The following is a 13,115-nucleotide window of genomic DNA, read 5'->3' as shown; positions in this document are numbered from 1 at the left end:
AAAAGGTATTAGTTTAAAAACTAATACCTTTTTATTATTCAAATCTATATATTACAAATATAACTGTCATGTTTTGCTTGATCAAATTCATTTTCTGACTTTCCGATTACTAAAGTGGCTGTTACATTTCCAATTACATTTACTACAGTTCTCCCCATATCAACTAACCGATCTATTCCTGCTATTAATGCCAATCCAGAAACTGGCACACCAATCGCAGTTACTGAAGTCATTAATACAATAAATGAAGCTCCAGGCACTCCTGCCATTCCTTTAGAAGTTATCATCAACGTAACAAGTAATGTTAGTTGTTGTGCGATACTTAAATGAATATGATATGCCTGTGCCATAAATATGGCAGCTAAAGCTTGATAAATAGCAGATCCATCTAAGTTAAAAGTATATCCTGTTGGTATGACAAAAGAAGCAATAGATTTGGATACTCCTAATTTCTGCGTTTTCTGAATTAAACTTGGTAAAGTAACTTCGGAACTAGCAGTAGTAAAAGCCAAAACTAGCTCTTCTTTTACTGCTTTTAATTGATCAACAATTCGTAACTTAAAGATTCTAGAAGTAATCCCTAAAACTACAAAAATAAAAATCAACATCGTCAAATATGCTAAGGCAATAAATAGAATAAGAGGTTTTAAACTAGAAATTCCCAATTTAGCGATGGTCGAACCAATAAGTCCTGCAACACCGAATGGTGCAAAATGCATAACCCAATTTGTTATTTTAAACATTACAGCAGCTATTGCATTTAAGAAGTCAATAATTATTTGCCCTTTGTCGCCAATTGAAGCAATCCCTAACCCTAATAAAACACAGAAGAAAATGATTGGAAGCATTTCTCCCTTCGACAAGGCTGAGAAAATATTGGTTGGAACAATTGACATTAAAATTGTACCTAATCCAGAATTTTTATTTGCTTGAGCTGTATGTATATATTGTGAGATGTCTGCACCTTTTAATTTGCTAAGATCTACCATATAACCTAAATGTGCAACGTTGGATATAAAAAAGCCTAAAATAAAAGCAATTGTTGATAGAATCTCAAAATATATCAACGTTTTAAGCCCAATTCTTCCTAATTTTTTTATGTCACCCAAATTGGCAATCCCTACCGTTAAACTAGAAATAACGATTGGCAAAACAATCATTGAAATTAAATTAATAAATGTTGCACCTATCTCATTTGATAACTTAATAAATTGATTATTGTCATAGAAAATACATCCTAAAATAATCCCTACAACTAATCCAATTAAAATTTGCCATCCTAATGATAAACGCCAAACCTTCTTATTCATATTCAGTTACCCCCTAAATTAAAAAGCTTATTTCATCTAATTGTTTGGAAATCGACTTCCATGTTGATGGTTGTACTTCAGCAATATGTTGCTTTTCAAGCATAAACATACAAAGCCTTGACTGACCAATTCCACCACCAATGGAATATGGTAACTGCTTTTTAATAATTTTTTCATGAAACGGTAATTCTAAACGTTCTAAGCAGTTACATTCTTTTAGTTGTCGTTTCAATGATTCATCATCTACTCGAATTCCCATCGATGATAATTCTAAACTGCTATCTAATACAGGATCGTAAACTAAAATATCGCCATTTAATTCCCAATCATCATAATCAGGTGCCCGCAAATCATGTCTATTACCTGACTTTAGTTTTTTGCCGATTCCAATAATAAAAACGGCCTTCTTTTCTTTTGCAATTATATTTTCACGCTCTTTAGGAGTTAGGTTTGGATATCTATCTTCTAATTCTTGAGTGGTTATAAATGAAATTTCATCTGGAAGTTTACGTGATAGGTTTGGTACTTTTTTAAGTAAAATATCTTCGGTTGTCTTTAATGCTTGAAAAATTTCTGTTACCGTTTCTTTCAGAAAGGCTAATGAGCGCTGTTCCTTTGAAATCACTTTCTCCCAATCCCATTGATCAACATAATACGAATGAATCGCATCTAAGTCCTCATCTCGTCGAATTGCCCTCATATCTGTTACAATGCCATGTCCTGATTCAATTCCAAATTTATAAAGTGCATAACGTTTCCATTTAGCTAAAGAATGAATTACTTCTAAGTCTTCTCCTCCTTTGGTCATGAATTGTACTGGGCGTTCGACCCCATTTAAGTTATCATTTAAACCTGATTGTTTATCTACAAAAAGTGGAGCTGGTGTCGGAATCAACTTCAAATTTTTACTTAACTCTTCGCTAAAAGTTTGTCTTAAAATGTAAATGTCTTTGAGTATTTGATATTTATCATCCATAATATAATCCCTCCAAAAGAAAAAAGGTTATCTGCTTCTGCAGATAACCTTTGAATACAATCATCTAAATAATATGAAGATACAAAAGTATAGAATTATAAAACATGATTATCCGCAATAATATTAATAAAATATGTACGATTATTATTATTAACATTATTGTAATTAACCATTTTAACTCCTCCTTTATATCCCTTGATTGTATTATATTTTTTAATTTTTATATTGTCAATATTTAATATGATTAAATTTAAATTAAAAGCAAATTAAATTAATGACCAACCGCCTGAATATCATTTTCCACTATTGAAAACGCTTTCCTAACCTGTTAAAATATAGTTGTTCCCGGGGATAGTTAACAATTAAGGGGAGTCAATATTATGTTTTCATTTTTAAAACCTGCACCAGATTCTAAGAAAAAAGTGCCGGCAAATAAAATCAAATCTACATATATTTGGCGGCAAACAGGGGTATTATTAGCAATTTGTATTGGTTATATTGGATATTACATTATTCGGTTAATTTTTACGACCGAACAAACTCCAATTATGAAAGCATATCATTTTTCGACGGCACAAATCGGACTTATTTTGTCATGTTTCGGTATTGGATATGGTATTTCTAAGTTATTTATGGGTGCTTTAAGTGATAAAAGTAACCCTAATCATTATTTAGCAGCTGGTTTATTTATCTCAGCAGTCTTAAATATTTTTCTTGGGTCTACTCAAAATTTTTATGTGATGATGTTTTTAATGCTTGTAATATCAATAGCTCAAGGAATGGGAGCTGCAGCATGTCAACGTACAGTACAACTGTGGTGGGGAAAAAAACGACGTGGTGCAATTTATTCCATTTGGTCATCAGCACATAATGCAGGAGCGTTTGCGTGTGTAGCAATCGTTCAATTTGCAACTTTCTTATTCACTGATTCTATTCGTGATGTTTTTTATACTGCATCAGCGGTAGCAATTATTATTGGAATTTTCATTTTATTAGTTGGCAGTGATCGGCCAACAACAGTGGGTTTACCAAGTATTACTGAGTATACAGGGGATGTTATTCAGTTAGACACTGGTGAAGAAAATAATAAGGAAGTTTCGAGTTTAAGTCTACCCCAAATCTTTATGAAATATATTCTTAACAATAAAATGGTTTGGGCAATTACTTTAACTTCAATGTTTTTATATCTCGTTCGTTATGGCATTATGAGCTGGATTCCAAGTTATCTTGTGCAAAAAGGTTTTAGTCCCGATTTTGCCAAGTGGCTAGTGGGAATTTTTGAGCTATCAGCAGTTCCTGGCGTCATTTTAATTGGCGCAATTTCGGATTTATTAAAAAATTATCGTGCGATAGTATGTATCGGTTGTGTAGTAGGTTTGATTGCATGCTTAACAGCCTACTTTTTCAGTCAAAATCATGTTTTAATTGTGGTAATCCTACTTATTATGGGGAGTTTAATCTATGCTCCACTTACACTCGTAGGTCTAATGGTTAATGAAGCTGTTCCTAAATTTGCAGTTGGCTCATCTACTGGATTTATGGGATTTTTCCAATATATTTTTGGAGAAACACTTGCAACAGCCTTAATTGGCATTCTTGTATCAAAATTTGGTTGGGTTGCAAGTAATACAGTTTTGTATGCAGCAGCATTTATTGCATTATTCTTACTAATATATATTCTTATTCGCGAAAAAAAGGATATACAAGAAGAAGTTAAGGAAGCATAATTAAAAGACTTGCTTATTCAAGCAAGTCTTTTTTGTTAAGTAATCAACCTACTTTTGATTATAGGTTAAGCATCAAAATTATTTTCATTAGTATTAATTTGCAATAGAAAGAACTTGATTAATTCTCTTATCAAATAACATTATAACTGACACAAATAACATAATACTTCCAACTGCAAACACAGTTATTGAGTTTATATGATGAATTAAGCCACTTAATCCTGCTGCTATAGGATTCAAAGCACCAAACGCTGAAAATACAATTCCCAAGGTTGTGCCAAGTTTTGCTCTATCTACTAATTGTTGAATTTTAGTAATAAGAATCAGACTTGATAGAAAGTTAAAAATGCCATATATAAGCCAAGCACTAATTAATATTATTAATTTTTCAAATTCGTTTTCTAAAAAGATAAAAATAAGTGGCATCATTACAATCCCAACAGATTGTGCAATTAAGTAACTAGTGTATAATTTAGCTTTTTTTATAAAATAGTCTGAGAACTTGCTTAACAGTATGCCACAAATTAACGCTGCAATTGCAATTGTTAATTCTTGAATTGAATATGCAAACTTAATTTTTTTGAACTCTTGCCCTAAATAAATTGGCATTAGATAGTAAAACATCCAATAACTTAAATTAATCACACAAGCATATGGGAATAAAACCTTTATGACTGGAAACTTCCAGATACTTTTTAGATTGAAACTAATTTTTTGGCGACTTTCTTTTTTTAATAAATCCCTTATTGAAAAAGAATTTATTTTGCCTTGAACACTTTTTTCAAAAAATTTAACAACAAATAAACTTGATAAAAGAACTAAAAAAGCAATAATCAGATAAACAATTGATGGCTTAAATATTAAAATTAATAAGCTTCCAATTCCTGCACCAGCTACTGCGGCTAACTGTCCTGCTAGATTAAGATATGTGTTGTTTACAAACAATTCATTTTCATCAATAGATAATTCAGGAATAATAGATTCGGTAGCTGGTGTATAAAAAGCACTTAAAATACTCAATAGACCTGATATTAATATGACATTAAAATCGACATTTTTAGTAGCTAATACAATAATGAATAAGCCAACAAATAAAACTGATCTAATATAACTAATTACTTTAATTATTTGTTCTTTTGAGTAATTATCTGAAAAAATTCCTCCGATTGGTGACAATAAAATATCAAAAATGCCTACACTACCAAAAAGTGCAATTAGATGTTGATTTCCTGTAATATGTGCAATGTACCATATAGTATATATGTCAAATGCTTGAATTGCAGTTGTACTTAAAAAATCGTTTAATACTAATTTCCAAATTTTATTCAAATGAATACTCCCCCTACTACAATACTGTCTTTTTTATTTATATATCCTTTTCATTTTGCTGCTTTTTCTCCATAGTAGTAAAAAGCAACATCACTACTGCAATTAATGTTAATAAAGCAAATCCCATTTTTCCACCTAACTTTAATGCTTCATTTCCCGAAAACTTCCATGTGGATAAAATTGAAATAAAGGTTGCCATTAGAGTATTTCCAATTGATCCAGAATATTGTTGGAAAGTATTAAATAAAGCACTTAAAGTTGAACGATTATTCTTAGTAACATATTTACCTGCATCAGCCATCAAATTTCCAAATCCCATAGAATATCCAACTCTAAAGATAACGTAAATTAAAACTACTAATTCAATACTTAAATGTGGATAAAGTAATAAAAATAAAATCAAACTTATTACAATAAAAGTATTTGAAAAAAGAAATGTTTTAAAAGCTCCATATTTATCATAAAATTTACCGGTTAATGGCGAAATTAATGCCCCTACTAATGTAATAATCCAGCCAAAAATGGTGTCAAATGCAAAAGTTCCTCACAATAGATTGGCAAAAGAAACGCAATTGATAAATTAATAAATTGTAAACTGAAAAAATTAAATGCTCGTTTCTTTACAATCTTATTTTTTAAAACATTGAAATTTAAATATTTTTTTGAAGTATGTTGGTTATTATGGATAAATAGTATTCCTAAGCCGAGTAACATAACACTCATAAATACTAAATTTTTTAAATTTAATGTTCCTAATTGATTAACGAAAATACTAAAACTAACTAGCATCCCACCAAATAAAATTAAGCCTTTAAAGTTAAAAGTACTTAAAAATGATTGCCTATTTGAATCATTTTGATGAGGTAACGCATACATCCCAATAATAAACGCAATTACTAATAATGGAATTGTCCCCAGAAAAATTAATTTCCATGAAAATAAAGAAGTTAAAATGCCACCGTAAGTCGGACCAAATGCAGGACCAAAAGATTTAATCATCGTTACAATCCCATCATATTTACCATAATCTGCTTGATTAACGGTTGAAAATACAATTTGATACATTAATGGCGTTGCTAATCCTGTTGCAATTGCATTAATTAAACATCCAATTAGTAATATGATAAAATTTGATGCTAAAAAACTAGTAATCATTCCAATTAAGAATAAACATGAAGATAATATAAAAATCTTTTTTAATGAAAAGGAACGCATGACAACTGAAGTCGTGCTCATAATGATAGTTGCACAAAGATAATAACCTGAAGAAAGCCATTGAATAATATACAATGGCAAATTAAACTGCTTAATTAATGTTGGAAATGTAACAATCAACGATGTTCCAATCAAAATTCCAATAAATCCAAGACAACTACCAGCAATAACAGCTAATACAGTTTTATTTTTTGAATACATATTTTTCCGCCCTATAATCAAAATTAATCAACTAAATTGTAATTTATTTATCACTCAGACTGAAACAAAAAGATTATATTTTTTATTTTAATCAAATAGAAACATAAAAAATGCCCGAATAAGTTGACTAATCTTAAACGGACAAACTCTCTATATATAATACATATTAGTTAGCATTCTTTATGGTGCTTGATAAATAAAATACAACAAGTATACAGTAATTCACTCTGAAATAAAACAAATTCAAGCTCGATTTATCGCATCAAAATGTTTGATTACCTATGCTTTTTTCAAGAAAATGTTTAATATCTTTTTTACTGCCTTTTTAATTGGGCACCCTTCAAATTTTTCTTTCTCTTTAATATCAGCTAATTGATCACTAATTAATTTTAATTGTGCTTGTCTCTCTAATATCTCTTTGTTTTTTTGTTCTAAAATATCTTGTATATAATCTAAATTATCTGAAATATTAGAATGAATTTGTATAAAATTTAGTATTTCTTTTATTTCGCGTAAAGAGAATCCAAGATAAGTTAGTTTTTTTATTATTCTCAATAGAAAAAGCACATCTTCATCATAATCTCTATATCCATTAGATTTCCTCAAAGGAGATGGAATCAATTCAATTTTTTCATAATAACGTATTGTTGAAATTGGTAAGCCACTTTTTCTTGATATTTCTTTACTATTCATTTTTTTCTCCTTGACTATAAACTATACTTCATAGTATACACTTGAAAAGTATAATCCACTTTAAAAGAGATTCTAATCCTGTTCTTAAATCCACACAAAATTAAAATAATTATAGAAAGAATATAAATTATGAAAATAGCTACTGTTAATAAATATAACAAAAATAACATTCAACTTACTTTTAAAGAAGTTCCTATGCCCCAACCTAAAAAAAATCAAATATTAATTAAATCATTAACTGCTGGGGTTAATCCCGTTGATAATATGATTTCAAGAGGTCAATTAAAGCTTATATTACCGTATAAACTTCCTTTGATTTCTGGAAATGAGGTTGTAGGAAAAGTAATTAAAACTGGTTCAGATGTAAACGAGTTCCAACAAGGAGATCGTATTTTTGCTCGTCTTCCTTTAAATCATATTGGTGCTTTTGCTGAATACATCGCAATAGATAGTAATGCTGTTGCTAAAGTCCCTGATTATCTTTCTGATGAAGAAGCTGCTGCTATTCCTTTAACCGGACTAACTGCTATGCAAGCTTTCGATTTAATGAATATTCAAAAAGGAAAAAGAATATTCATTTCAGGAGGAACTGGCAGTTTTGGTGCAATAGCTATTCCACTTGCTAAATATTTTGGCTTATATGTTATTACAAATGGGAATGGTAACAATTCAAAACAAGTATTAAATCTAGGAGCAGATGAATTTATTGATTATAAAAAAGAAAATTATCTCAATGTTATCTCAAATAAAGTTGATTATATAATTGATACTCTTGGTGGCGAAGAAACCAAAAAACAATTTAAAATTTTAAAAAGTAATGGTAAATTAGTTTCATTAAAAAACATGCCAAATTATGAATTCGCTAAACAAATGCATTTGCCATTATCTAAACGTATTTTATTTGGACTTGCAGGTGCAAAGTTAGATAGACTAGCTGCTAAAAATAACCAAAAATACTATTTTCTTTTTGTGAAAGAAAATGGTCAACAACTTAAAAAAATTGCTACTATTTATAAAGAAAAACAAATGCATCCTCAGATTGATCAAGTTTTCCCATTTGAACAAATTAATAATGCTTTATCTAAAATCGATCAGGGACATTCTAAGGGTAAAACAATTATCAAATTTTGATTTTTGATAAATCAACTATTATAAATATTATTTGACATCTAATTATTGTTTACTATTTAAATCAATATAGATTTAAAAATCTAATAAAACAGGGAATAAAACTATTAAGTCTTGTTCCCTGTTTTTTCTATGAAGTAATTGTCGTTTCTAATAAGAAATAACATAATTTAGCCTTCTCTTTACACAACTATTTATAAATGTAATAATAGGCAACGATTAGATATTCTAACGAATATAAATGCCACAAATTAAAGAAAAGAGGACTATATTTTGTTATCTTTACAAAACGTTTCTAAAACTTTTGATAATCAAATAGCTGTTTCCAACCTCTCTTTTAATTTAAAAAAAGGTGAAACACTTGGACTTGTCGGACAAAATGGAGCTGGAAAATCTACAACTTTTAAAATGATTCTTAATTTTATCACCCCTGATTCAGGAAAAATTCTTTTTAATAAACATAAATTATCATATAAAGATTTAGATTTCGTTGGTTATATGCCAGAAGAACGTGGACTGTACTTAGATATGACAATTGAACAACAAGTTGTATATTTCGCTGAATTACATAACTATCCTAAAAGTAAAACCCTTCAAAATCTTAACTACTGGATGGATAAACTAAGCGTGAAAGGAAACAATAAAAGTAAAATTAAAACACTCTCTAAAGGCAATCAACAAAAAGTCCAATTAATTACTTCATTTATTCATCAGCCTCGTTTACTTATTCTTGATGAACCCTTTTCAGGATTAGACCCAGTTAATACTGAAAATTTAATTACAGCTATCATGGAGCTTAAAAAAAGAGGAACTACAATTATTTTTTCTTCACATAATATGCAAAACGTGGAACAAGTTTCAGATAAGGTACTTATGCTTGTTAATGGCATTACGAAACTAAATGGATCTGTTAATGAAATTAAAGATAGTTTTCCTAAAAATCGTATTTATTTAGAAGGTAATTTTAACAACGATATTATTAATTCATTTAATGGCATTAAAAATGTATCTCCATCATATCCAGGATTTATATTAAAATTTGATACCGAAAAAAATGCTCGCTTAGCAATTCAAAAATTAAAAAGTGATTACTATGACCAAACTAATGGATTTAAAATTTTACTTCCATCATTAGATAACATTTTCAAACATGTAATTACTCAGGAGGGGAAAAATTATGAAGAAAACATTGATTGTTGCTAAAAGTTTATTCACAAGAAGAATCAAAAAACCTAATTATTACTGGATGATCTTTGCTCCACTTTTATTAGTCATAATTGGGTTATTTTGTAATCATTTTATTCAAAAACAAATAGAAAATTCTAATCCATCAATTACAATCATTGCATCAAAAGATATAAAAAATGAAATTCTTCAGCAAAATAAACTAAGCAAATGTCATATTAATTTTACTGACTCCTCCCTTAACTCATTAAGCCAAGCTAAACTTTATTTAAATGATGGCAATTTAGATGGCATTTTATACGTTAAAAGCCACAATCTAAATAACATTAAATACTTTTATAAAAAACAAAATATGTCAGATTCATCTATTAAAAAACTTGAGCAACTTTTATATTCAGTTAAAACTCAAAATTTAGCTACAAAAATGGGACTCTCATTAAGTCAAATACAAGAAATTATTTCCCCGGTTAAAATTCAAACTTCATCAATTAATCATCATCAGACGAAGTCCAAACATTTTCAAAAAATGCAACAAATCAGTCAATTTATCGTAATTGGTGGATTTCTTATTTTAACCAGTTACATTAGTATTACAGGTTCAGAAATTGGAAGCGAAAAAGGAAATCATTTAATTGAAAGTGTTTTATCCTCAACATCAACTAATAGCTATTTTGCTGGAAAAATACTTGGCGTTCTATTTTTATTAATGTTTCAAGTAATGATATATGTATTATTAGTCGGAATCACCAATATTATCTTACCTATGTTTCATCAAAAATCATTGATTAATTTAGATTTCTTAAAAGGAGTTTCAATAAAATATATTGTCTTATCAGCACTGTTTATGATTGTTGCTGTAATTTTATATATTTTACTTGCAGCCATTATTGCTTCTTTTGTTTCAAGAATTGAAGATATTTCTCAAGCAACCAGTTCAGTTGCTTCATTAATATTGATTCCTTATACAATTGGATTAATTGCTTCATTACAACCAAATATTGAATTCATCAAAATATTTTCCTATATTCCATTTGCTAGCCAAAGTATTATGCCTGTAAGAATAGCAACTGGAACCGTTTCATATACACAGGGATGGATTTCATTATTTATTAGTATCCTTACATTGATTCCACTTTTCTTCACTGCAAGTACTATTTATAAACGGAATATTTTTAAATATAGCAATCATAATTTATTTTATAATTTAATCCACTAAGAATGAATAGTTGAATAAAAATAAAAACGGTAAAAAAGAGACTTGCTTTACGGTGGAGCAAGTCTCTTTTTTAGTACAATGTGCTTTTATTTCTCTAATAGGAGTAGAGCAATTCATTTAACTTAAAACAATATTTTTATCTGTTAAATTCTTTTATTTTTTTCAATTCCGTAAGTCTTTATTCATTTTCCCCTATCATTTAATATTAGAATTTTTTTGATTAATGATTTGATGATAAACGCAAGTTGTTAAAAGATAAATACTAATATAACTAAGGATAATTATCAAAATTACAATCCCACTAACTTTAAGAACTAGTGAAAAACTATAAATTGAGAATAGTTTTAAAATACTTTTAAGAGCTGGAAATGCAAATAAACTGTTAATTACAGCACCTATAATCGGTAATGCAAAAACCATCATTACTTGACTATGAATTGCTTTACTTGTTTCTTTATCAGTAAGTCCAACATTTTGCATCATTTGAAATCGTGATTGATCCTCATATCCCTCTGATAATTGTTTATAATAAATCATCATAACAGTAACAATTAGTAATATTAAACTTAAAATTGAAGCCAAGAAAAGAAATCCTCCATACATTTGATTTAGAATCACACTAAGCTCAGCCTTAGAAGAAATTTCCGTATTATCTAACTTTAATTTTTCCTGCATTTGTTTAATAAATTTAATTTGGTCTTTATTCTTTCCCTTACTATTAAAAAAATTAAGACTTAACATTGGTTGTCGAGTAATTTCTGTACAAAGTTGCTGATTTTTGACAATAATAAACACTGGTTGAAATATTGCATGCTGGTAATTAAAGTATAACTTGAAATTTTTTAACGATTTTGTTTTCAATTGAAATCCATTAATTGAAATTTTCCCTTCAACATTTTTATCTGGACTATAAATTAATGCCTCATGTTTTTTTAATTTTATATGATCATGTGTAACCCGATTATAATCACTCAAAGGAATTAATGATAATTGATATTTAGCTGTATTTAAATTGCTATAATCAAATTTTTGGTTAACAAATGAGCCATAAATGGGCGTTGACATTTTACTTTTTTGCCAATCTGTAATTTGTATATGATTTTTTTCAGCGGTTGTTTTTATTGTCTTAATTTGCTGATTATTAAATTGTTTAGGAGTTGAAATAATTACGTCATATGGATTCCATAATTTTAACAAATTACTTTTTCCAACAGCCATGCTTACTCCGCTAATCATAATAACAATTACTGAAGTACATAATAAACATATTGAAGCTAGACTAGCCCCATTTTCTCGCATTCGATGGAGCATTCCCGATATTGCAATAAAATGATTAGGTTGATAATAAAAATTTTTTCTTTTTTGAAGAAATTTCAATAATAAAATGCTAAACGAAGTAAATACAAGATATGTTCCACAAACCACTAAAAGAATTGCAAATGTAAATTTTATAATTGCGGCCATATTTGGCTTAGTATTTATTGCAATATAATAACCTAATCCTAAAAGAATAATTCCAATCACTCCGGAGATAATCGGAGTTCGTGGTTCCTTTTCATTTTTATTTGTTGAGTACCAAAGCTCAATTGGATTTACTTTTTTTAAATTTATAAAACGAATAATTATCATTATTCCAAAAATACTAGCAAAAAGAATACAAGTTTTTAAAATATCAGCAAACGAATTTTGATATACAAATTGACCAGTATTAAGAATTTTTTTCAAAACTAAAAAAGCAAAGTAATTAAAATTCATTCCAAGAATAATACCAATGATAATTGATGCAAAATAACAAATAACTTCTCGAATAAAAATCAGAATTCGTAAATTACTTTTAGTAAAACCAAGCATACTATACAATCCTAATTCTTGACCTTCATTCTTATTTAAAATTTTGTTGATATAGATGGAAAAAGCGAAAGTAATAATAATTGCAAAATAATCAACAATTCTTACTAATCCAATTAATTGTGTACCTAATTCAGCATGGACAATACTTGCATTATTTTTAATTGAAAGAATTATGTAATTAAACGCAACTAGAATTGAAGATGCAAATATAAATGGAAAATATTGTTTTTTATTATTCCAAATTCCACTTATTGCAAGCTTAAAATATGTCATATATTATTTTC

9 protein-coding genes and 1 pseudogene are annotated in these 13,115 nt (G+C 28.4%); 4 read left to right on the top strand and 6 right to left on the bottom strand.

Annotation, left to right across the window (positions count from 1 at the left end):
• Window positions 1-44: 44 nt before the first annotated feature.
• Together QPK35_RS07405 and asnA are read right to left on the bottom strand one after the other, a co-directional pair.
• Window positions 45-1,310 carry a dicarboxylate/amino acid:cation symporter gene (locus QPK35_RS07405; RefSeq protein ID WP_290033311.1) on the bottom strand — a complete coding sequence of 422 codons (1,266 nt, stop codon included), beginning with the start codon at window positions 1,308-1,310 and terminating at the stop codon, window positions 45-47.
• 13 nt (window positions 1,311-1,323) lie between these two features.
• Complete coding sequence (gene asnA, locus QPK35_RS07400; protein ID WP_290033310.1) at window positions 1,324-2,286, bottom strand: aspartate--ammonia ligase; 963 nt, start codon at window positions 2,284-2,286, stop codon at window positions 1,324-1,326.
• Window positions 2,287-2,666: 380 nt separating this feature from the next.
• Between asnA and QPK35_RS07395 the strand changes: the two genes are divergently transcribed.
• Window positions 2,667-4,013 (top strand): MFS transporter, encoded by a 1,347-nt coding sequence (locus QPK35_RS07395; protein ID WP_290033309.1) that lies wholly within the window; start codon window positions 2,667-2,669, stop codon window positions 4,011-4,013.
• Between the two features lie 93 nt (window positions 4,014-4,106).
• Here QPK35_RS07395 and QPK35_RS07390 read toward each other — a convergent pair whose 3' ends face one another.
• The 3 genes and pseudogenes from QPK35_RS07390 to QPK35_RS07380 all read right to left on the bottom strand — a co-directional run bounded on the left by QPK35_RS07390 (window position 4,107) and on the right by QPK35_RS07380 (window position 7,451).
• On the bottom strand, window positions 4,107-5,342 hold the full coding sequence (locus QPK35_RS07390) for an MFS transporter (RefSeq protein WP_290033308.1): 1,236 nt from the start codon (window positions 5,340-5,342) through the stop codon (window positions 4,107-4,109).
• A gap of 37 nt (window positions 5,343-5,379) precedes the next feature.
• Window positions 5,380-6,758, bottom strand: a pseudogene (locus tag QPK35_RS07385) (MFS transporter).
• A 279-nt stretch (window positions 6,759-7,037) separates the two neighbouring features.
• Window positions 7,038-7,451, bottom strand: coding sequence for a MerR family transcriptional regulator (locus QPK35_RS07380; protein ID WP_290033307.1), 414 nt, complete (start codon window positions 7,449-7,451; stop codon window positions 7,038-7,040).
• Between the two features lie 129 nt (window positions 7,452-7,580).
• Between QPK35_RS07380 and QPK35_RS07375 the strand changes: the two genes are divergently transcribed.
• From QPK35_RS07375 to QPK35_RS07365, 3 genes are all read left to right on the top strand, one after another.
• Window positions 7,581-8,582, top strand: coding sequence for an NADP-dependent oxidoreductase (locus tag QPK35_RS07375; RefSeq protein WP_290033306.1), 1,002 nt, complete (start codon window positions 7,581-7,583; stop codon window positions 8,580-8,582).
• A 270-nt stretch (window positions 8,583-8,852) separates the two neighbouring features.
• The gene (locus tag QPK35_RS07370; protein ID WP_290033305.1) at window positions 8,853-9,782 is read left to right on the top strand and encodes an ABC transporter ATP-binding protein; all 930 of its coding nucleotides are present in this window, start codon (window positions 8,853-8,855) and stop codon (window positions 9,780-9,782) included.
• Window positions 9,757-10,980, top strand: a complete 1,224-nt coding sequence (locus QPK35_RS07365) for an ABC transporter permease (protein ID WP_290033304.1) — start codon at window positions 9,757-9,759, stop codon at window positions 10,978-10,980. Before QPK35_RS07370 ends, QPK35_RS07365 begins: the two co-directional genes overlap by 26 nt.
• A gap of 195 nt (window positions 10,981-11,175) precedes the next feature.
• On the opposite strand, the gene QPK35_RS07360 is transcribed toward QPK35_RS07365, so the two are convergent.
• A complete protein-coding gene (locus QPK35_RS07360) occupies window positions 11,176-13,104 on the bottom strand; it encodes an FtsX-like permease family protein (RefSeq protein WP_290033303.1) in 1,929 nt (642 codons plus the stop codon).
• Window positions 13,105-13,115 lie beyond the last annotated feature (11 nt).

Source organism: Ligilactobacillus cholophilus (assembly GCF_030389495.1).
GTDB lineage: Bacteria > Bacillota > Bacilli > Lactobacillales > Lactobacillaceae > Ligilactobacillus > Ligilactobacillus cholophilus.
Note: the sequence above shows the minus strand (reverse complement) of the source record. Positions and strands in the feature narration are given on the sequence as shown.